Annotated in this window: 19 protein-coding genes; 12 read left to right on the top strand and 7 right to left on the bottom strand. The window is 33.1% G+C overall.

Going from position 1 to position 21,207, the window contains the following annotated elements; genetic code table 11:
- The first annotated feature begins 137 nt into the window (after window positions 1-137).
- From AC4FQ3_RS09570 to AC4FQ3_RS09590, 5 genes are all read left to right on the top strand, one after another.
- Window positions 138-1,013: a cell division protein FtsX gene (locus tag AC4FQ3_RS09570; protein ID WP_042564723.1), complete on the top strand. Its 876-nt coding sequence runs from the start codon at window positions 138-140 to the stop codon at window positions 1,011-1,013.
- Window positions 1,014-1,105: 92 nt separating this feature from the next.
- Complete coding sequence (locus AC4FQ3_RS09575) at window positions 1,106-1,360, top strand: DUF3098 domain-containing protein (protein WP_073397702.1); 255 nt, start codon at window positions 1,106-1,108, stop codon at window positions 1,358-1,360.
- A gap of 83 nt (window positions 1,361-1,443) precedes the next feature.
- Window positions 1,444-2,241, top strand: a complete 798-nt coding sequence (locus AC4FQ3_RS09580) for an undecaprenyl-diphosphate phosphatase (RefSeq protein ID WP_302093767.1) — start codon at window positions 1,444-1,446, stop codon at window positions 2,239-2,241.
- Window positions 2,241-2,936 (top strand): tRNA pseudouridine(55) synthase TruB, encoded by a 696-nt coding sequence (gene truB / locus AC4FQ3_RS09585; protein ID WP_073397698.1) that lies wholly within the window; start codon window positions 2,241-2,243, stop codon window positions 2,934-2,936. The genes AC4FQ3_RS09580 and truB overlap by 1 nt, the downstream gene beginning before the upstream one ends.
- Before the next feature lie 11 nt (window positions 2,937-2,947).
- Window positions 2,948-3,487 carry a hypothetical protein gene (locus AC4FQ3_RS09590; RefSeq protein WP_491181703.1) on the top strand — a complete coding sequence of 180 codons (540 nt, stop codon included), beginning with the start codon at window positions 2,948-2,950 and terminating at the stop codon, window positions 3,485-3,487.
- Between the two features lie 372 nt (window positions 3,488-3,859).
- On the opposite strand, the gene AC4FQ3_RS09595 is transcribed toward AC4FQ3_RS09590, so the two are convergent.
- Window positions 3,860-4,477, bottom strand: coding sequence for a thioredoxin family protein (locus tag AC4FQ3_RS09595; protein WP_491181704.1), 618 nt, complete (start codon window positions 4,475-4,477; stop codon window positions 3,860-3,862).
- A 183-nt stretch (window positions 4,478-4,660) separates the two neighbouring features.
- Here AC4FQ3_RS09595 and pyrH point away from each other — a divergent pair, with 183 nt between their 5' ends.
- The 3 genes from pyrH (at window position 4,661) to AC4FQ3_RS09610 (ending at window position 8,698) form a co-directional block, all read left to right on the top strand.
- The gene (gene pyrH, locus AC4FQ3_RS09600) at window positions 4,661-5,368 is read left to right on the top strand and encodes a UMP kinase (RefSeq protein WP_042564728.1); all 708 of its coding nucleotides are present in this window, start codon (window positions 4,661-4,663) and stop codon (window positions 5,366-5,368) included.
- 156 nt (window positions 5,369-5,524) lie between these two features.
- The gene (gene frr, locus AC4FQ3_RS09605; protein WP_042564729.1) at window positions 5,525-6,088 is read left to right on the top strand and encodes a ribosome recycling factor; all 564 of its coding nucleotides are present in this window, start codon (window positions 5,525-5,527) and stop codon (window positions 6,086-6,088) included.
- 117 nt (window positions 6,089-6,205) lie between these two features.
- A complete protein-coding gene (locus AC4FQ3_RS09610) occupies window positions 6,206-8,698 on the top strand; it encodes a DUF5686 family protein (protein WP_491181705.1) in 2,493 nt (830 codons plus the stop codon).
- A 165-nt stretch (window positions 8,699-8,863) separates the two neighbouring features.
- Here AC4FQ3_RS09610 and AC4FQ3_RS09615 read toward each other — a convergent pair whose 3' ends face one another.
- The 4 genes from AC4FQ3_RS09615 to AC4FQ3_RS09630 form a co-directional block, all read right to left on the bottom strand.
- Entirely contained in the window at window positions 8,864-11,134 is a 2,271-nt protein-coding gene (locus AC4FQ3_RS09615; RefSeq protein WP_491181706.1) for a cation:proton antiporter, read from the bottom strand.
- A gap of 113 nt (window positions 11,135-11,247) precedes the next feature.
- Window positions 11,248-11,967, bottom strand: a complete 720-nt coding sequence (locus AC4FQ3_RS09620) for a LytR/AlgR family response regulator transcription factor (protein ID WP_491181707.1) — start codon at window positions 11,965-11,967, stop codon at window positions 11,248-11,250.
- Entirely contained in the window at window positions 11,930-12,691 is a 762-nt protein-coding gene (locus tag AC4FQ3_RS09625) for a sensor histidine kinase (RefSeq protein ID WP_491181708.1), read from the bottom strand. Before AC4FQ3_RS09625 ends, AC4FQ3_RS09620 begins: the two co-directional genes overlap by 38 nt.
- A gap of 224 nt (window positions 12,692-12,915) precedes the next feature.
- Entirely contained in the window at window positions 12,916-13,245 is a 330-nt protein-coding gene (locus tag AC4FQ3_RS09630) for a DMT family transporter (protein ID WP_042564735.1), read from the bottom strand.
- Window positions 13,246-13,424: 179 nt separating this feature from the next.
- Between AC4FQ3_RS09630 and AC4FQ3_RS09635 the strand changes: the two genes are divergently transcribed.
- The 4 genes from AC4FQ3_RS09635 (at window position 13,425) to rpoN (ending at window position 19,744) form a co-directional block, all read left to right on the top strand.
- Window positions 13,425-15,809, top strand: a complete 2,385-nt coding sequence (locus AC4FQ3_RS09635; RefSeq protein WP_491181709.1) for an efflux RND transporter permease subunit — start codon at window positions 13,425-13,427, stop codon at window positions 15,807-15,809.
- Between the two features lie 344 nt (window positions 15,810-16,153).
- Window positions 16,154-17,599, top strand: coding sequence for an asparagine--tRNA ligase (gene asnS, locus AC4FQ3_RS09640; RefSeq protein ID WP_491181710.1), 1,446 nt, complete (start codon window positions 16,154-16,156; stop codon window positions 17,597-17,599).
- Window positions 17,600-17,799: 200 nt separating this feature from the next.
- Window positions 17,800-18,195, top strand: a complete 396-nt coding sequence (locus AC4FQ3_RS09645) for a GxxExxY protein (protein ID WP_491181711.1) — start codon at window positions 17,800-17,802, stop codon at window positions 18,193-18,195.
- 88 nt (window positions 18,196-18,283) lie between these two features.
- Complete coding sequence (gene rpoN, locus AC4FQ3_RS09650) at window positions 18,284-19,744, top strand: RNA polymerase factor sigma-54 (protein WP_042565607.1); 1,461 nt, start codon at window positions 18,284-18,286, stop codon at window positions 19,742-19,744.
- A 221-nt stretch (window positions 19,745-19,965) separates the two neighbouring features.
- On the opposite strand, the gene AC4FQ3_RS09655 is transcribed toward rpoN, so the two are convergent.
- Together AC4FQ3_RS09655 and AC4FQ3_RS09660 are read right to left on the bottom strand one after the other, a co-directional pair.
- Window positions 19,966-20,412, bottom strand: a complete 447-nt coding sequence (locus AC4FQ3_RS09655) for a DUF8479 domain-containing protein (RefSeq protein WP_463459596.1) — start codon at window positions 20,410-20,412, stop codon at window positions 19,966-19,968.
- Window positions 20,413-20,436: 24 nt separating this feature from the next.
- Window positions 20,437-21,027: a thymidine kinase gene (locus AC4FQ3_RS09660; protein WP_042565610.1), complete on the bottom strand. Its 591-nt coding sequence runs from the start codon at window positions 21,025-21,027 to the stop codon at window positions 20,437-20,439.
- Window positions 21,028-21,207: the final 180 nt, after the last annotated feature.

Genomic DNA, 21,207 nt, shown 5'->3' on the forward strand with positions numbered 1-21,207 from the left:
TGGCTTGCAAGATTTTTAATTCTTGATTTATTAAATCCTGAATCGTATCTTTATTGTACAAAAGTTAAAACTTTGGTCGTTATTAACTTTAAATAAAGAAATACTTTATTATTTTTACCACATAATTTAAGCATACTATGAGTTCTAACTTTGATAAATTTCAAAAGCGCAGGTTAATTTCCTCTTATTTTTCGGTTGTATTAAGTGTATTTCTGGTTTTATTCCTTTTGGGAGTACTGGGATTGTTCATTATCAATTCTAAAAAACTGGCTGATGACTTTAAGGAAAAAATCGCGATGACGGTTTTCTTAAAAAACGAGGCCAATGATAGTGTAATAAAAGCTTTTAATACTGAATTGAAAAGAGCTCCTTTTGCAAGATCATATGTGTATGTAACCAAAGAAAAAGCTGCAAAAGAACATACTGATATTATCGGAGAAGATTTCCTTACTTTCTTAGGAGAAAACCCATTATTGAATTCTTTTGATATTCATTTAAAAGCAGATTATGTTGAAAGAGACAGTATCTTAAAAATTGAAAGCAAATTACGTCAAAACACCATGATTGAAGATATTGTTTATGACAAACAATTGGTAAATCTGGTAAACGATAATATCAAAAAAGTAAGTATGTGGATTTTGATTATCAGCGGTTTCCTTACCGTAATTGCTGTTTTATTAATCAATAGTTCATTACGTTTATCGATTCACTCTAATCGTTTTATTATTAAAACCATGCAAATGGTGGGCGCTACAAAATCGTTTATTCGTAAACCATTTGTTATGCGAAGCGTAAAATTAGGAATCCTTGGTGCGGGATTAGCCATTGTTGCCTTGATTGCACTTTTACTTTATGTAGAAACAAATTTCCCTGGATTAGGAATTTTAGAAGACAAAATCTTAATAGGATTGGTTTTATTGGCCGTTTTCGGTTTAGGAATCTTAATTACATGGGTAAGCACACACTTTGCAACACAACGTTTCCTGAATTTAAGAACAGACGATCTTTATTAATTTTAGATTTCTGACTTTAGATTTTAGATTTTTTAAAATAAAAACGCCTTCTCCCGAAGCTTCGGGACGCTCAGGCTGACAAAAAAATAGCAATGAAAAACAACAATAATACAGAACAACAACCACAAAAACAGGAATTCCTTTTTGACGGTATCAATTATAAAATTCTATTGATCGGAATTGGCGTTATCGCATTAGGATTTATTTTAATGTCTGGCGGAGGAAGCGATAATCCGAATGTTTTTAATGAAGATGTTTTTAGTTTTAGACGTATCCGTTTAGCTCCAACAACTGTTTTAATTGGTTTTGGAATCACGATTTATTCTATTTTCAAAAAATCTAAATAAGACTTTAGATTTCGATTGTCTCACTGAGCGAAGTCGAAGTGCGCCGCAATCTAAAATCTGAAATCTAAAATCTAAAATTCTACATGAATACATTACAAGCTATCATTCTTGCCATTATTGAAGGGATTACAGAATTCTTACCTGTTTCTTCAACTGGACACATGATTATTGCCTCTTCTTTTTTCGGAATTGCACACGACGATTTCACCAAACTTTTTACGATTGTTATTCAGCTTGGCGCGATACTTTCGGTAGTTGTTTTATACTTCAAACGCTTTTTTCAAACACTTGATTTTTACTTTAAACTCTTGGTTGCGTTTATTCCTGCGGTTGTATTAGGATTGTTATTAAGTGATTTTATTGATGGCTTATTAGAAAATCCGGTTACAGTTGCTGTTTCACTTTTAATTGGAGGTTTAATTTTATTAAAAGTAGACGAATGGTTTAACAACCCAAATACAGCAGAAACATCTCAGGAGATTACTTATTTACAGGCACTAAAAATTGGATTATTTCAATGTATTGCCATGATTCCCGGAGTTTCAAGAAGTGGTGCCAGTATTGTGGGCGGAATGTCGCAAAAATTATCAAGAACTACAGCAGCTGAGTTTTCATTCTTTTTAGCGGTTCCTACAATGTTAGGCGCAACTGTAAAAAAATGCTACGACTATTATAAAGACGGATTCGAATTATCGCACGATCAGGTTAATTTGTTGATTATAGGAAATGTAGTTGCTTTTATTGTAGCGCTTTTGGCAATTAAAACCTTTATTGGGTTTTTAACTAAAAACGGTTTTAAAGTTTTTGGTTATTACCGAATTATCGCCGGAATCATTTTGTTATTGATTCACTTTTTCATTCATCCACTTACGATTATATAATGACAACTGAAGAATATTTAGACGGACAAGTTTTATTGATTGACAAACCTTTAAAATGGAGTTCGTTTCAAGCTGTCAATAAATTAAAATACCTTTTAATCAATAAAGTCGGACTTCCAAAAAAGTTTAAAATTGGTCATGCGGGAACGCTCGATCCTTTGGCAACTGGTTTATTATTGATTTGTACCGGAAAATTTACCAAAAGAATTTCTGAACTTCAAGGTCAGGCCAAAGAATATACCGGAACTTTTTACATCGGAGCCACTACTCCATCGTATGATTTAGAAACCGAAATCGACCAGACTTTTCCAACTTCGCATATCGACGAAGCTTTGATTCACGAAACGGTAAAACAGTTTTTAGGTGAAATTGACCAGAAACCACCCATTTTTTCGGCTATTAAAAAAGATGGTGTTCGTTTGTATGAACACGCACGTGCAGGAGAAACGATAGAAATTGAAAGCAGAAAAACCACAATTCACGAATTTGAAATTATAAGAATTGCACTTCCTGAAATAGATTTTAGGGTTGTTTGCAGTAAAGGTACTTATATTCGTTCACTGGCTTTTGATTTTGGAAAAGCCATGAATTCAGGATCACACTTAACTGTTTTACGCCGAACTAAAATTGGTGATTACGACGTTAAAAATGCGATTGATATTACTTTATTCGAAGAAAGCCTACAGCAAAACTAATCGTAAATCGTATGAAGAGATTTTTATTTGTGTTTATCATGATTTTACTAGCTAGTTTATCTGTTAATGCACAAAATAAAAAATTTACTTATCTTCAGTTTGATATTTCTGCATCTTTGGCCGGAAATAATGAAAGATATGAATCAGAAGATTATCCCAATCAAAAAAATAAAGATTGGTTTGTTCCTGATGGTTTGGGATCCAAAATTGGATATGGAATTCATTACAAAAAATGGATTACTTTAGGAATTCACAGTGGTATAGACTGGAAATGGGAAGATAAACTTGTGGCAGTTCCTGTATATTTAAATTTTGGCTTAAGTCCGAAAGTAGGCGAAAACACCGTAATTACAGCCCAAGCCGGTTACGGAAAAGGATTTGCATTAGGACGTGGAAATCTAAATGGAGAATATAGAAAATTAAGAATTGGAATAGGTTCTGATGATTTTACTATTTTCATTGAAACTGCCCAATACGATATTATACTCCATAATCAAAAAAGCATAAACAGCATCAACTTAGGAATATCTGTCGTAAATTTTGACTTGTAAGTTTTTTTAATGGAATTGAAAATTTATTTAGAGAAACTCCAATAAATTAGAAACACATTACAAAAGGTAGTGCTATTGTAATGTGCCAACTCCTAAATTAATTGTTTTGGAAATTAATAGTGTGGTACATTTTTCCCGTCAAACAATAATCTCGAAAAAAAATCGTAAAATTTTTCGAATAACTTTTTCATAATAGTGGATTTTTAATAGTTCAACATTAAATAAACACCAATAAGAGTAAATCAAAAAATAATAATAGAAGTGGGTTTCTTATTACTAAGGTACAAAACTTTATATTAAAACCAAATATTTTAATATTTTTTTTGATGGTACGATATTAATTATCAATATATTACCTAAAAACAGACCTTTTTACAGCCTATTGTATTTTATATTTTCCATAATCTGAACCAGTTCTTCCTGCACAGAAATTCCTTTATCTGCCAAATACCACAATTGCAAATCGGTTTTTATTTTTTCATCAATTACGCCAAATTCCTTTTTATAATTAATCATTAATTCTGAGGCGCCTTTTGGTCTTGGTCCCCAATCAGCACGAACAATTCCGGCTTCTTTACAAATTACAATTACTTTCGGGATTGCTCTACCGCCATTGGTTAGATACTGACTCATTAATTCGTCATTTTCATCTCTTAAAACAATCTTGAGGTCTATTTTTTTATCAGATGCCAAAGCCATTTTATTAAGTATCGGAAGTATTTGTGCCGCATCGCCACACCAGCCTTCAGAAATTACGAGCCAGATATAATGGTTGTCTAAGTTTTCCAGCTTCGAAATAACGTCTTCAGAAATTTTAATGGTTTTTTCCAGTCGGTTCATTCTCGCTTCATTTAAACTGGTATAATGAGTGAGACTTTCTGATTGGTCGTTACCTGTTGATTTGCCTTGTGATAATAAATCTGTGACTAATTTTCGGTACTCAGGATAAGAATGACTGTTGAATAATCCTTTGGCTACAATACTTTTCATATTTCTTTCGTTTTGATACGATAAAAATACAAATTTTAAAAAGATGCAAGAATGACTTTTATCAGATTGAAGAGAAATAAATGTTCTTAAACTTAAAACTCAAAAGAACAAATTAATTTTTTTAAAACATTATTTTTAAAAATCAGAATATGTCTATATTTGCACAAATTAACGCAACAACACATGAAATATAAAAGAATTCTTCTAAAACTAAGTGGCGAAGCCTTAATGGGTGATTTACAATACGGAATCGACCCAAAAAGATTAGCCGAATATGCTGAAGAAATTAAGCAAATTCACAATAAAGGAGTAGAGATTGCTATTGTTATAGGAGGAGGAAATATTTTTAGAGGCGTTGCAGGTGCAAGTGCCGGTATGGATAGAGTACAAGGCGATTATATGGGTATGCTGGCTACTGTTATTAACGGAATGGCTTTGCAGGGTGCTCTTGAAGACAAAGGAATGAAAACACGCTTGCAAACTGCTTTAAAAATGGAATCTATTGCAGAACCATACATTAAAAGAAGAGCAGATCGTCACCTTGAAAAAGGAAGAATCGTAATTTTTGGTGCCGGAACCGGAAATCCATATTTTACAACTGATACCGCAGCTGTTTTAAGAGGAATCGAAATTAATGCAGATGTTATCTTAAAAGGAACACGTGTTGATGGTGTTTATGATTCTGATCCAGAAAAAAATGCATCGGCAGTGAAATTTGATACTATTTCGTTTGATGATGTTTTGAAAAAAGGATTAAACGTAATGGATACAACTGCTTTTACATTAAGCCAGGAAAACAAATTGCCAATCGTTGTTTTTGATATGAACAAAATTGGAAACCTTTTGAAAATCTGCGACGGTGAAAATATCGGAACTGTAGTGAATGTTTAGACTACTTAGATATTAGATTATTAGAATTTTTAAATTCTGGTAATCTTTTTAAGAAAAAATAAAAAAAAACAAAAACATATTAGTTAGTAAATTAGACGAAACCTTTTTTAGAAACCTAAAAATCTAATCGTCTAAAAATCTAAAAATCTAAAAAAAATGAGTGAAGAAATAGATTTTATTTTAGAAAGTACTGAAGAATCAATGAACGGTTCGATTGCGCATTTAGAAAAAGAATTCTTAAACATTCGTGCTGGAAAAGCTTCTCCGGCAATGTTGGGAAGCGTTTTCGTAGATTATTACGGATCTGCAACACCGCTTTCGCAAGTATCTAAAATTAGTGTTCCTGATGCCAGAACAATCACTTTACAGCCTTTTGAAAAAAATATGCTGCAGGTTATTGAAAAAGCGATTATGGTTGCCAATATTGGTTTTAATCCAATGAACAATGGTGATGTAATTATCATCAGTGTTCCGCCGTTGACGGAAGAGCGCCGTAGAGATTTGGCTAAACAAGCAAAAGCCGAAGCTGAAGACGCTAAAATTGGTATTCGTAACTCTCGTAAAGATGCTAATACTGACATCAAAAAATTAGAAAAAGAAGGAACTTCAGAAGATGTTTGCAAATCTGCAGAAGAAGAAGTTCAGACCTTAACAAATAGTTTTATCAAAAAAATTGACGAATTATTGGCTGCTAAAGAAGCAGAAATCATGAAAGTTTAATTTTATTTGACACAAATTAAAATCCGTTTAGTTAAAATTGTACTAGACGGATTTTTTTATTGCTATTTTTGCATACCAAAATTTAATTGTTTTCGTTTTGCAACTATAATTCTCTGTATGAAGCTATTCTGTTTACTGACTTTGTTTTTCACGCTTACTATTCAGGCGCAATTTCAAATAAACGGAATTGTAAATGACTCGAAAAACAAACCGCTTCCTTTCGCTACAATTACTACTTCAGACAATAACAATACTATTACAGACGTCGACGGGAAATTCGTTCTTCATTCGCTAACAAATATTCCTTCTTTTACTGTTTCTTATGTTGGTTTTACTACCAAAACTATTACTGTATTAAACAATAAAAAGTTCTATTCAATTTTACTTTCTGAAAAAACAGATAATTTAAAAGAAGTTGTAATTGCTAACGAAAATCCTGCTTTGGCTATTTTAAGGAAAGTAATTGCAAATAAAAACAACAACAATCCGCAAAAAAAGCTGAATAACTTTGAATATAAAACCTATAATAAACTTATTGTAACGGCAAATCCGGATTCTATTGACGGTAGAATCGATTCTTCTGCAGCTTATAAAGATTTCAATAAAAAAGAAATTAACATAGATTCATCTGATTATAAGTTTAAGGAAATAATAAGTAAACAGCACTTGTTTCAAACCGAAAAAGTATCACAATATCAGTTTGCAAATAATAAACTGAAAGAAACGATTCTGGGTTCTAAAATGGCAGGTTTTAAACAGCCAATTTATGAAATCATTGCTTTCAATTTGCAGTCTATTTCTATTTACGATACTAAATATGAGTTGTTTGAAACTAAGCATGAAAGTCCGATTTCAAACAATGCGCTTGCCGATTACAGCTACAAACTCCTTGATACTGTAGCTATCAAAGGAAGAAACACCTATATGATTTACTTTAAAAACAAGAAAAGAAGATCAAACAGACTTGAAGGCGTTTTGTATATCGATCAGGAAAATTTTGCTGTAGCAAAAGCAGTAATGCGAATAAAAGGCGTTTTGGATATTAGCGGAATTCATGAATTTGAATATGTTCCGAGTGAAAAATTATGGTTTCAAAGCAATACAACTTTTAAAATCGTAAAAGGAAAAAACGATGAGGATATAAAAATCTTAGGCGGAACCATTCAGTTTGATGCAGATGCCGAAGAAGATTATGAACCGAGAAAAAAAGTAGCTTCAGACTTCACTTATGTCCTTTCTGAAAGCAATAATTTTGACATTCACTACAACAATAATTCATCAGTAAAAAATCCAGCGCTTTATATTGAAATTAAGGATGATGCCAGCAAACAGCCCGAAACTTTCTGGAACAAATACCGAAAAGACAGTCTCGATTTAAAGGGTCAAAAAACATATCAATTATTAGACAGTCTTTCTATCAGTAAAAGAATAGAAAAACGACTGGGATCAGGAAGAAAAATCATCAATGGCTATTTTCCAATTGGCCCTGTTGATCTTGATTTAAAGAAAATAATAAGCTACAATAATTACGAAGGTTTTAGATTGGGTATTGGCGGAATCACTAATGATCGTTTTTCTAAAGGTTTTAGAATTGAAGGTTACACGGCTTACGGAACAAAAGATGGTGTTGTAAAATATAGTCTAGGCGGAGGAGCTTTATTAGACAAAAACACAAATACCTGGATAAACGGCTATTATACTGATGACATTAGAGAAATTGCAAGTACTGTTTTTGCCGTTGACAAACGTGTTTTTAAAATTTATGATCCACGGCCAATTAATATTAGTACGTTTTATCACTACACGACCTGGAAAACAAATCTTCAAACCAAAATAATTCCTAAAACTGAAGCTGTTCTGGAATTATCAAGAAATTATGTTGAGCCAAAGTTTGATTATCTTTTTAATTTAAACGGAAAATTATATTCAAGTTATATTATGACAACTGCGATGTTGTCTATTGTTTGGGCGCCTTTTAGTGATTTTATGCAAACTCCAACAGGCAGAAACGAATCTGATAAAAGATTTCCGAGATTTACTTTTCAGTATACACAATCATTGCCAAATGTATTAGGAAACGATTTTACCTTTGGAAAAATAGATTTTAAAACAGAATACGAAAAGAATTACCTAAACGGTCAAAAAACAAGTTTATTACTGCAGGGAGGTTATGCAATGGGCGACGTTCCAATAACACATTTATACAATACTGCTCCAAACAACTTAACTAAAGAAACGGTTATACAGCGTATTACTTTTGCCGGAAGAAACAGTTTTGAAACCATGTATTTTAATGAGTTCTTCTCTAGTCAATATATTATGTTTCAGGTAAAACATGGTTTTGATAGAATTAGATTATTAAGAAAAGTTCGTCCGTCATTGGTATTAGTGACCAGAATGGCATGGGGAAATATGGATCATCCGGAACAACAGGTTGGACCAACATATAAAACACTTAACAAAGGTTTTTTTGAATCCGGAATTGAGTTAAACAAAATCTACAAAGGGTTTGGTTTAGGCGGATTTTACCGCTATGGGCCAAATCAATTAATGAGATTTGAGGATAATATCGCGGCTAAGATTTCTTATGTTCTTGATTTGGGACTTTAGGTTTTAAATTTCAATCTTTTTAAAATTCCAAATTCCAATCTTTTTAAACTATATCCATAAAATCTTTGTCAAAGTTTAAAACTTTGACAAAGACGAAAAAGAAAATCCCAAACCCCAATCATAAAATTGGAATTTGGGATTTTTTATTTGAAATTTCCTTCGGCATTATGGTCTCAAAATCAAAACCGAAGGTGTATTATTTAGCCATGTACTTTGAGACTCTATTAATTTTTTCCAGCTGTCTAAACTAATAATCATTAAGTTTTGGCTTTCTAAAAACTCTTTTTTAATTGTTCTGTCGTGCATAATCATAATGTGATTTGGTGCAATTTGTTCGATCGATCGAATACTTTCCTGAATGTCGCGGGTATTTTTTACTTCTCCACTGGCATCCAGAACCGTAATTTGCGAACCATTATTATTGATTAGCTTCTTGGCATAATCTATCAAAAATGAATCTTCTTTGCTAAAAATTGGCATAAAAATCTGATTCACATCTTCGAGATCTTTATCAATAAAAATTCCAACCGGCATTTTTGTTTTAGCAATAATATGACGCGTTCTTTCATCAAAAGGAGAATTTTCGAACAAACCTTCTTTTCCGGTAAACTTATCAATTAAACGATCCGGATTTACAATTCTGGTTGTAAAACCAAGAATCTTACCCAGTAAAGTCCCATCAAAAATAGATTGTCCTAAACCAACCAATAATAAATCATATTCTCCCTGATTTGCCGTATCGATAATTTCTGTATCAATATCATTTGTTACTTTAAAAACACTAACCATATTTTGATTCAAACGTTCAGATTCTGCTATAACCGGAAGCAGCATTTTGCGTTCATGATCTTTTACGTCAAACGAATGAACTTCTGTACTTAAAGACAAGTGCATTGCCGCAACAATAGAATTATCAGGTTGTTTTTTAACCAAACTATTTGCAATTTTCAACAGCTTCTTTCCTCTTTCCGGAGTTGCAAATGAAAGCAGAATCTTGTACTTACTTTTATTTCCAATTTCTTCAGGAATGGCCGTTATTTTATCTTTAAAAATATAACCAATAAAATCTAACGCCGGTCCTGTCATAAAAGTAGTCACCAAAGCCATAATTACCATCATGGTAAAAATTTCTGTAGAAAGAACGCCTAAATCATAACCGATATTTAAAACTACCAATTCCATTAAACCACGGGTGTTCATCAAAGCGCCAATTGCGAGACTGTCTTTCCAGTTTTGACCAACGAATTTGGCGGCCAAAGCACTTCCAAAAAATTTTCCCGCTACAGCCACAGCGATTATTACTGCGGTAACTTTCCATAAATAAGGATCGTTTAACAAACCAATTTGTGTACGCAAACCAGTAAATACAAAAAACAATGGTAATAAAACAATTATGGCAACGTCTTCAACTTTTTCAATAAAAATATTTCTGAATTTATTGTTTTCCGGCATAATTGCTCCTGCTAAAAATGCGCCGAACAAAGCATGAATTCCAATTAGTTCAGATACATAAGAAGAGAACAAAAGTGTTATAAAGAAGATAGCAACTACGGGTTTATTCAAACTTTCACGAGTCGAATTTAAATCTCCGACACGTTTCAGGAACGGGCGAACTATTTTCAACATTACGATTACGTATAAAATTGCCAAACCAATTACGTATAAAGCACTTGTAAACGAACCTGCTTTAACAATGGCAATTACTACTGCCAGAATACACCAGGCTGTAATATCATCTGCAGCGGCACAGGTTATAGCAATGGTTCCCAGTTTTGTTTTTTGCATTCCGCGTTCCTGAACAATTCTGGCCAAAACCGGAAAAGCAGTAATACTCATGGCAATTCCCATAAATAACCCGAAAGAGGCAAACTCTACCCCAACCGGAGCAAAAGTGTGATAGATAAAATAAGCCAAACTTAATCCTAATGCAAAAGGAATGACGATACTCGCATGACTAATTACAACAGCATCGTGAGCCTTGTTTTTAAGCACTTTTAAATCCAGTTCCATACCAATAACAAACATAAAAAGTATTAAACCAATCTGACTTAAAAACTGCAGGTTTCCTAATGATTCTTTTGGAAATAAAAGAGCAGAAAATTCAGGAAAATACATCCCGACCAAAGATGGCCCTAAAACAATTCCGGCAATCATCTCACCAATTACAGATGGCTGCCCTATTTTTCTAAAAATCCATCCAAATAAACGTGCTACCAAAATAATAGTAACAATTTGTGCCAGTAAAATAGCCAGCGGATGCTGCAGGTTTTCAATCATAGAATGCAGGAAATCATTCCAGTGATTACTTTCTATTTTTTTCTGAACTATTCCGCGCCCGACTTCAAGCGAAGCTCCTTTTGAAATTACCCAATATATTAAAGCTGTGAAACCACCAATAACAGTAACGTAAAATAAAGAGTTTTTAATATTATTCATAACTCGTTTTTTTAATTTATTGGTGCAAATATCAGAAGTGAAAGTTACCTGAAAAAGTAAAATTAAAGCTAATTTTCAATGTATGTAATAAGACTGAAAAACTTTGTAATAAGTTAGATTTTGACCTTTTTCAAAAAGTCAGATCGATAGGTTTCGCTCAAAATTAAAGTACTGTTTTTATCATTTTTATCTAAATGATGCAAAACAATTTCGTTATGATTGAAGAATTTTATGGCTTTTACAGCAACAATTTCCTTTTTGTTTACGCGACAGAAATCAGCATCGGGCAATTCATTCAAAAGGGTATCAAATTTAACGTTTTTCAGATTCATAAAACTGCCATCTGTTAAAAGAACCGTTTTATCACGGCTATCGCTAACCGCAGTTTTTATATATTGAATCTGATTAAAATATAACAAAGTTTTCCCCTTGTCTGTATTGAGCTGCATAAATTTCTTTGCTGTCTCGGGTTTATGAAAACGTTCAAAAGCTTTGGAGATTGCTTTTTGCAAACGTTCTAATTTTACGGGTTTAGTAATATAATCTACAGCATCAATATTAAATGCCTCGGCAGCATACTCTTTATATGCCGTGCAAAAAATAACCAATTTATCCTTAATCATTTCCGCCAAATGCAAGCCATCAATTCCAGGCATTTCGATATCTGAAATTAACAAATCAAAATCGAGATCGGGAATTTCGGCCAATAGTTTCTCGGGATTATTAAATGTTTTTACGATTTCTATTTCATGAATTTGTTCGCAAAGCATTTTGAGATACGTTAAACCCGGCAACTCATCGTCCAGTAGCAAGCATTTCAGTTTTGTATTCAAGTAAATCTATTTTTAAATGAGCAATATAAATGTCGTTTTCAACAAATTTTTCAAGTTTGAAATTATTCTTATAAATAATTCTCAAACGATGTTCTAAGGTAGCATTTCCTAAACCGCCCCGTTCTTTTTTTAATACTTTTTTATCTGATATTTTATTCGAAACTGTCATAAAAAAAGCATTGTCTTTGAACTCAAAAACTACCGAAATAAAAGCATCGGCACTTTGCAGATCAGCATGTTTAAAAGCATTTTCAATTAAATCAATCGAAATTAGCGGCGCGAGTAAAGGCTGTTCATATAATTTATCTTCTTTGTTGATGTTGGTTTTTATCTTCAACTCAAAAAGCGGACTGATTTTAATTTTATTGATTTCGATAAGATTCAACGCAAAATCAATTTCTTCTTTTGCCGTTACAAATTTCTTTTTGCTTTCGTATAAAATATAATCCAAAACATTGGCCAATTTATCCAGAGCAAAATAAGTTTGATAAGCATGAGATTGAATCGAGTTTAAAATATTCTTAAACAAATGCGGATTCAGTTTCGACTCTAATGTTTCTAACTGCAAATCATTTACCTTCATTTCGAGTGCATAAAAACTTTTTTCAGCATCCTCTTTTGCTTTTTTAGACTGCATTAATTGATACACCATAAAACAAATGATGATAATTAGCAGTAAAATAATCGCTAAAAAAATAAAAGTGATGGTATTGTTTTCCTGCATTAAAACCTATTTTTAATAATGTTTTGTAAAAGTAGCTAAATATTTTTTGCCCGCGGATTTTACGGATGAAACGGATTCACACCGATTTTCTATTTATAGTATTTTTCTATTTTCAATAAATAAATCATCTGCTTAAATCTGCGTTTTTTCGCCACGAATTCACGAATTAAAATTTAATTAATCTGCGTAAATCCGTTTCATCCGTAAAATCCGTGGGCAATATCTTAATGACTAGAAACAAACTTCAACCCAATAATTGAAGCAATTAATGTTGAAAGAAAGAAAATTCTCCAGAAAGTCGCTGGTTCTTTAAAGATGAAAATTCCAACCAAAACAGTTCCAACAGCACCAATTCCCGTCCAAACCGCATAAGCAGTTCCTATTGGCAAAACCTGCGTTGCTTTGTACAATAAAACCATGCTGATAGTAAGGCAAACAAAAAAACCAGCCATCCAATACGTTGACAAAATTCCGGTTGTTTCTTTGGCTTTACCCAAACAAGATGCAAATCCAACTTCAAAAAGTCCGGCAATAATTAATAAAATCCAGTTCATTTTCTTTTCATTTTTAAATTAATTGCAAATATGAGAAAAGCTAACGAGGAAATCATCAATTGTAAGTAAATTATCATAAAAATTACGCTGTTAATTTGTGTTAACATTACGTAAATTACAAGTGATTATTTATGATTTTGAGGTCTTTTCACTACATTTGCATCCATTTTAAATAATTTATGAAAAACGCTATTCAAGTTGGATTTTGGGAAAAAGTTGCCCGAATTATACTTAAAAACAGAATAACAATTTTGGTTTTGGTTGCGGCCCTGACAATTTTCCTTGGTTTTCAATGGAGAAACCTTTCCATGACTTATACCGAAGCTAATTTACTTCCTAAAGATCATATCGCAAATAAAGATTATCAAAAATTCCTGGACAAGTTTGGAGAAGAAGGAAACCTTATTGTAATTGGTTTTCAGGACAAAAGTTTCTTTACACCCAAAAATTACGCTGCATGGAATGAATTAATGACCGGTCTGAAAAACTCAAAAGAAGTTGATTTGGTTGTTTCTTTAAATGATTTAAAAAAATTAGAAAAAGATACTGTCAACGAGAAATTTGTTCTGGCTCCATTTATCGACCAAAGCAAAACAGTTGATCCTGAATACTTAAAAAAAGTACAATTCGATTTATTTCACAATTTACCTTTTTATGAAGGATTGTTGTTTAACAAAGAAAGCGGAAGTGTACGCTCGGCCATTTACATGAACAAAGCGCTTGTAAATACTGCCGAAAGAAAGACTTTTATTCTTGAAAATTTAGTTCCGAAGATCGACAAATTCGAAAAAACAACCGGAATCGATTTACGTGTTTCGGGAATGCCATACATCAGAACAATCAATGCTGACAATATGAAAGGCGAAATTGGTCTTTTTATTGGTGCGGCTTTATTTACGGTTTCTCTGATTTTCTTTTTCTTTTTCCGTTCGTTCCGAGCAACATTTATTTCGATTTGTATTTTAATTGTTGGTGTAATCTGGTCGTTTGGAACACTTGGATTATTTCATTATAAAATCACGATTTTAACGGCTATTATTCCGCCATTGATTATCGTAATCGGAATCACGAATTGCATTTTCCTGATTAATAAATACCAACAGGAAATTAAATTACATAATAATCAGGCAAAAGCTTTACAGCGCATTATTTCGAAAATTGGGGTTTCGACTTTAATGACGAATTTAACAACTGCCATAGGTTTTGCAACCTTTATGATTACAGGAAACGACCTGCTTTTTGAGTTTGGTTTAGTAACTTCTATCAATGTAATTTCTGTTTATTTATTGACGCTTTTAATTGTGCCAATTGTATACAGTTTTATGCCGGTTCCGGGAGAAAAACACTTGTATCATTTAACAAAAACCTACATTTCGACTTTATTGGATTTTGTAGAAAATGTGGTAAGAAACAAACGAAAAGTAATTTATACCATTTACGGTTTGCTTTTGGTATTTAGTATTATTGGGGTTTCGCAAATGAAAGTTTCCGGAAGTTTGATTGGAGAAATGCCAAAAAGCGCTTCCTTCTTTAAAGATATTTTATTCTACGAAAAAGAATTTAACGGTGTAATGCCGCTTGAGATTATGATTGACACCAAAAAGAAAAAAGGTGTCATGAAAGCGTCTACAATTCGTAAAATGGACGAATTGCAAAACACAATTGCCGAAATGCCGGAATTGGCAAAACCGGTTTCTGTGGTGAATTTGGTTAAATATTCGAAACAGGCTTTTTACAACGGAAATCCTGAATATTACCAATTACCAACTTCGCAAGAGCAGACGTTTATTTTGGCATACGCCAAAAACGCAACCAAAAACAGCAAAGAAAACTTAATGAAAAGTTATGTTGATTCTACTGGGCAATATGCCAGAATCACAACTTTTATGAAAGATATTGGTACCGATGAAATGGCGAAAGTCGAGAAAAAATTACATTCTAAAATAGATGAAATTTTCCCGAAAGATCGTTTTGAAGTTACCGTTACCGGAAAAGCATTGGTTTTCCAGAAAGGCACATCATATTTGGTCGACAACTTAATTGAATCGTTGATTTTCGCAATTTTGGTGATCGCGATTTTGATGTTGTATTTGTTCAGATCTTTCAAAATGGTTTTTGCATCAGTAATTACGAATGTTTTACCACTTTGTATTACATCTGGATTGATGGGTTATTTCGGAATTCCGTTAAAACCTTCAACTATTTTGGTATTCAGTATTGCGTTTGGAATCTCAGTTGATAATGCAATTCAGTTTATGGCAAAGTATAAACATGATTTAATACAAAGTAACGGAAAAGTAAAAAAATCTGTTTTCAGTGCTTTGAGAGAAACAGGAATTAGTACATTCTACACATCAGTAGTTTTAATTTTAGGATTTGCTACTTTCACACTTTCTAGTTTTAGCGGAACAATCGCTCTTGGTGGATTAATTTCTTGTACATTGGCGTTTGCGATGTTTGCCAATTTATTGGTTTTACCGGCTTTGGTTTTAACTTTTGAGAAAAAGAAGGCTAAGAAAGAGGATTTGGAGGGATTGGAAGGAAACACGAATTTCACTAATTAGCACGGATTAAATATCACAAATCTTTGTCAAAGTTTTAAACTTTGACAAAGATAAATACGCAAACTTGTCATTTCGACGGAGGAGAAATCACACACGTAATTCTACAAAGATTGGCGATTTTGTTTACGGAATTCCTTGTGTGATTTCTCCTCCGTCGAAATGACAAACGGCTCTTTTGAAAACGATTGCCCTAGCCCTGATAGAAGCGGTATCCTTTTTCTGGCTTCTTTAGACAGAAAAAGATACAAGCGGATAGCAGGAAATAGCTTCTAATTTTAATAATTATCGTTTATATTTGCAGTTATTACACAACAAATAATTTAATTTCAACATTATATACAAAAATGAGACACACAAAAGTTAAAGACTTATTAAACAGTACGACGACGCTTCAGGAGGTTAATGCAAAAGGATGGGTGAGAACTTTTAGAAATAATCAGTTCATCGCGCTTAATGACGGTTCTACCATTAATAATATACAATGTGTTGTTGATTTTGAAAATACACCGGAAGAAACTTTAAAAAGAATCACAACCGGAGCTGCTGTTTCTGTAATTGGAACTTTGGTTGAAAGTAAAGGTGCTGGTCAGAAATACGAAATTCAGGTTACTAAATTGGACATTCTTGGAGATTCTGATGCGGAGAAATTCCCAATGCAGCCGAAAAAACACTCATTAGAATTTTTACGTGAAAATGCACATTTACGTGTTCGTACTAATGCTTTTGGAGCAATTATGCGTGTGCGTTCGGTATTGTCGTTTGCGGTTCACAACTATTTTCAACAAAAAGGGTTTGTGTATGTAAACACGCCAATTATTACCGGAGCTGATGCTGAAGGTGCCGGAGAAATGTTTCAGGTAACTTCATTGCCTTTGGATAATTTACCAAAAAATGAAGAAGGAAACATTGATTTCAAAAAAGATTTCTTCGGAAAACACACCAACTTAACGGTTTCGGGACAATTAGAAGGCGAAACTTTCGCAATGGCTTTGGGTCAGATTTATACATTTGGACCAACGTTTAGAGCAGAAAATTCAAATACTTCCCGTCACCTTGCAGAATTCTGGATGATTGAGCCGGAAGTTGCTTTCAACGATCTTGATGACAATATGGATTTGGCTGAAGATTTTATTCAGTACGTAATTAAATATGCTTTAGACAATTGTAAAGATGATTTGAAATTTTTAGAAGGAAGACTTCTTGAAGAAGAAAAATCAAAACCTCAGGCAGAAAGAAGCGAAATGGCTTTGTTAGAGAAATTGAATTTCGTTTTGGAGAACAACTTCAAACGTGTTTCTTATACTGAAGCAATTGATATTTTAAGAGATTCAACTCCAAATAAAAAGAAAAAATTCAGCTATATCATCGAAGAATGGGGAGCTGATTTACAATCAGAACACGAACGTTATTTGGTTGAAAAACACTTTAAATGTCCGGTAATTTTATACGATTATCCAGCAAACATTAAAGCGTTTTACATGCGTTTGAACGACAACACAGAGCCTGGAAGAGAAACTGTTCGTGCAATGGACATCCTTTTCCCTGGAATTGGAGAAATTGTTGGTGGTTCTGAAAGAGAAGAACGTTACGATGTTTTGGTGGAGAAAATGAAAGCTTTAAACATCGATGAAGAAGAATTATACTGGTATTTAGACACCAGAAGATTTGGTTCTGCAACTCACGCAGGTTTTGGTTTAGGATTTGAGCGTTTGGTATTGTTTGTAACCGGAATGACAAACATTAGAGACGTAATTCCTTTCCCAAGAACTCCTGGAAGTGCGGAATTCTAGAAAAGAAGATTTGCCACGAAGGCACAAAGACACTAAGTTTTATTTTTAAAAACTGATTAAAGACTCAAAAAAAAAATTAAAATAATACCACGAAGACAAAAATTCAAAAAGTATTATTTTATTACAACTGAAGATTTAACAACTTTCAAAAATAAAAAAACTTTGCGCCTTAGCGTCTTCGTGGCAAAACCCTTAAAAATATGCTCTCTGAAAAAACGGAAGAAATTGGAAAAATAATTGTAAACTCGGCATTTAAGGTTCATAAGCAACTTGGCCCCGGATTATTAGAACGAGTTTATGAAGTTTGTTTAGCTCATGAAATCACAAAAGCCGGTCTTGATGTAAAACGCCAAATTGATATTCCGATTTTTTATGACGGAATAGAATTTAGCGAAGGATTACGATTAGATTTACTGATTGAAGATTCTATAATTATAGAAATAAAAGCAGTTGAACAAATAAATCCAGTTTGGGAAGCACAAATTATAAGTCAATTAAAATTGCTGAATAAAGATTTGGGCTTTTTAATTAATTTTAATGTTCCATTAATCAAAAGTGGTATTAGAAGATTTATAAACACAAAAAGAGTATTTTAAAAGATTTCAAATAAAAGCCTTAGAGGCAATTAAAAAATAAAAACTTTGCGCCTTCGCGTCTTAGTGGCTAAAAAAATAGTGCCTTATTATGCTAAAGCAATTTTTAAATTTAAAATTATCACAAAAATTATCTCCACAGCAAATTCAGCTGATGAAGTTAATTCAATTGCCTACGCAAGCTTTTGAGCAACGTTTATTAGAAGAAATGAACGAAAATCCGGCTCTGGAAGCTGGAAAAGAAGATGAATACGAAGCAGATGAATTCGCAAATGAAGACTACGACGATTATGATGATGCCGAATCTGACAGAATCGAAGCAGACGACATTAACATAGACGAATATCTAAGCGACGATGATACTCCGGATTATAAAACCCAGGTTAACAATTATAGTGAAGACGAAGAACGCGAAACGCCTTTTGCTTCGCCTATTAGTTTTCATCAGGACTTAATCAATCAGTTGAATACTTTTATATTGAATGATGAAGAGCGTGAAATCGCTGAATTTCTTGTTGGAAGTATCGATGATATGGGTTACATCCGCAGAAGCGTTTCTGACATGGTTGATGATATGGCTTTTACCCAAGGTATTTATACCGATGAAGTTATGGTCGAAAAAATGCTGCATGTTATTCATGAACTCGAGCCTTCGGGCGTTGGAGCGCGAGATTTGCAGGAATGTTTATTATTGCAGTTGAAGCATAAAACACCAACCGAATATGTTGATTTAGCAATTGATATTATCGAAAATCAGTTTGATGCTTTTACCAAAAAACACTACGATAAATTATTGCAGAAATACGGTGTTTCGAACGAACAGCTGAAAAAAGCCATTCACGAAATCGAAAGACTAAACCCAAAACCGGGTGGATCTTTTACCGGAAATAATAAAGTTACGGAAAATGTGGTTCCGGATTTCGCTATCAGAATTGTTGACGGCGAACTTGAACTAACCTTAAACGGACGAAATGCCCCTTCCCTGCACGTTTCTAAAGATTATCAGGAAATGATGCAGACTTATAAGGATTCTCGTGATAAATCATCTGCTCAAAAAGATGCAGTTCAGTTTATTAAACAAAAACTGGATTCGGCTAAATGGTTTATCGACGCGATTAGACAACGTCAGGAAACTCTTTTTGTAACGATGAATGCCATTATGCATTATCAGGAAGAATTTTTCTTAGACGGCGACGAAACCAAACTAAAACCAATGATCTTAAAAGACATTGCCGATATGGTTGGTTTGGATATTTCGACTATTTCGCGTGTTGCTAACAGCAAATATGTAGAAACACCCTACGGTACAAAGCTTATTAAAGAGTTTTTCTCTGAGGCGATGAAAAATGATCAGGGCGAAGATGTTTCGACTTTAGAAATCAAAAAGATTCTAAAAAATACAATTGAGGAAGAAGATAAAAAGAAACCTTTACCAGACGATCAATTGGCAGAAATCTTAAAAGAAAAAGGATATCCAATTGCGAGAAGAACTATTGCAAAATACCGCGAGCAGCTTGATATTCCGGTAGCAAGAATGAGGAAGAAGATTTAAATTTTTTGAATTTAATATCTGTAACTCATATTAAACCGGATTAAAATCCGTCCCTACAATATGGTTTGAGCCGAAGGCTCTTTCAAGTTCCGGAGGAACATTATATTGTAGAGCTAGACTTCAGTCCAGTTTCGACAAACAAAATCATTTAATTTTATACAAAACAAAAACCCGACAGATTCAAAATCTATCGGGTTTTATTTTATATCAGAATTTCTAAATTATTTATACTGATCCGGTAATATTTTCACATCAAACAAAAACACTTTCTTCTTGTCATAGTAGCTATAAATCAACGTATAATCATTATCTCTAAAAACCTGAAGACCCGGATTTGCTTTCGCTGTACTTAAGAGGCTTTTTTCAATTTCAGTATGTATTACATTAATTTCTGCAGTTTCTTTTTCCACATTCATCAATGTCAAATTATACTGAACGGCTCTTTCGTCAGACAGTTTAGGCAAACTGACACTATCCAGACGAATTCCCTGCTGAATTGTCAACGGGCAATTCTTATTATATTTTGTAACCAGCTCTGTAATTTCAGTCTTTACTTCATCTGCACTTTCAGAAAGAAAGAACTGAAAATAAACAGCTAAAGCCAGTGCAGTTCCAATTACGAGTAATAATAAAATATTCTGCTTTCTTTTATTTTTCTTGTCTTGCATTGTTGCTTAAATAGAATTAAAAACCTATTTCTCCTGATTTTTTTTCATTGCATTATAATATGCTGCACGGCTTAATGGCTCATATTCTTCGGTTTCGCCAAGCATTACCAATTTATCGTTATCTGTTTTACGAAAACTGTAGTTGGCAAGATTTCCTGTTCTGGTGCAAACTGCGTGAACTTTGGTTACATATTCTGCTGTTGCCATAAGTGCCGGCATTGGTCCAAAGGGATTTCCTTTAAAGTCCATATCAAGTCCTGCAACTATTACACGAATTCCCTGATTGGCAAGATCATTACAAACAGTAACAATTTCATCATCAAAAAACTGGGCTTCATCAATTCCGATAACATCGCAGCCTTGTGCCAAAATAGCAATATTGGCAGCAGCAGGAACCGGAGTTGAGCGAATTTCGTTGGCATCGTGCGATACCACCATTTCGTCATGATAGCGGGTATCAATAGCAGGTTTAAAAATTTCGACTTTTTGTTTGGCAAATTGGGCGCGTTTTAATCTGCGGATTAACTCCTCGGTTTTACCCGAAAACATTGATCCACAAATAACTTCAATCCAACCAAATTGTTCTTTGTGATTTACTGTATTTTCGAGAAACATTTTGTATTTTTCTACCTTTTAAAATGAATAGTTTTTATTACTTTGTACTGGTAATAATTTGACGCAAAATTTTGATGATTTTACATTTTTTCAAAAGTAGAAAATTTTTATCAAATCGAAGATTCGCAAATGCTTATTAACAAAAATAAAAAATAGTTCTGCGTATTTTCCTTCACAAAC

Source organism: Flavobacterium sp. AK-345 (genome assembly GCF_058310175.1).

Coding starts and splice junctions, on each gene's coding strand:
- AC4FQ3_RS09570 (WP_042564723.1), top strand. CDS start 138: ATGAGTTCTAACTTTGATAAATTTCAAAAGCGCAGGTTAATTTCCTCT.
- AC4FQ3_RS09575 (WP_073397702.1), top strand. CDS start 1,106: ATGAAAAACAACAATAATACAGAACAACAACCACAAAAACAGGAATTC.
- AC4FQ3_RS09580 (WP_302093767.1), top strand. CDS start 1,444: ATGAATACATTACAAGCTATCATTCTTGCCATTATTGAAGGGATTACA.
- truB (WP_073397698.1), top strand. CDS start 2,241: ATGACAACTGAAGAATATTTAGACGGACAAGTTTTATTGATTGACAAA.
- AC4FQ3_RS09590 (WP_491181703.1), top strand. CDS start 2,948: ATGAAGAGATTTTTATTTGTGTTTATCATGATTTTACTAGCTAGTTTA.
- AC4FQ3_RS09595 (WP_491181704.1), bottom strand. CDS start 4,477: ATGAAAAGTATTGTAGCCAAAGGATTATTCAACAGTCATTCTTATCCT.
- pyrH (WP_042564728.1), top strand. CDS start 4,661: ATGAAATATAAAAGAATTCTTCTAAAACTAAGTGGCGAAGCCTTAATG.
- frr (WP_042564729.1), top strand. CDS start 5,525: ATGAGTGAAGAAATAGATTTTATTTTAGAAAGTACTGAAGAATCAATG.
- AC4FQ3_RS09610 (WP_491181705.1), top strand. CDS start 6,206: ATGAAGCTATTCTGTTTACTGACTTTGTTTTTCACGCTTACTATTCAG.
- AC4FQ3_RS09615 (WP_491181706.1), bottom strand. CDS start 11,134: ATGAATAATATTAAAAACTCTTTATTTTACGTTACTGTTATTGGTGGT.
- AC4FQ3_RS09625 (WP_491181708.1), bottom strand. CDS start 12,691: ATGCAGGAAAACAATACCATCACTTTTATTTTTTTAGCGATTATTTTA.
- AC4FQ3_RS09630 (WP_042564735.1), bottom strand. CDS start 13,245: ATGAACTGGATTTTATTAATTATTGCCGGACTTTTTGAAGTTGGATTT.
- AC4FQ3_RS09635 (WP_491181709.1), top strand. CDS start 13,425: ATGAAAAACGCTATTCAAGTTGGATTTTGGGAAAAAGTTGCCCGAATT.
- asnS (WP_491181710.1), top strand. CDS start 16,154: ATGAGACACACAAAAGTTAAAGACTTATTAAACAGTACGACGACGCTT.
- AC4FQ3_RS09645 (WP_491181711.1), top strand. CDS start 17,800: ATGCTCTCTGAAAAAACGGAAGAAATTGGAAAAATAATTGTAAACTCG.
- rpoN (WP_042565607.1), top strand. CDS start 18,284: ATGCTAAAGCAATTTTTAAATTTAAAATTATCACAAAAATTATCTCCA.
- AC4FQ3_RS09655 (WP_463459596.1), bottom strand. CDS start 20,412: ATGCAAGACAAGAAAAATAAAAGAAAGCAGAATATTTTATTATTACTC.
- AC4FQ3_RS09660 (WP_042565610.1), bottom strand. CDS start 21,027: ATGTTTCTCGAAAATACAGTAAATCACAAAGAACAATTTGGTTGGATT.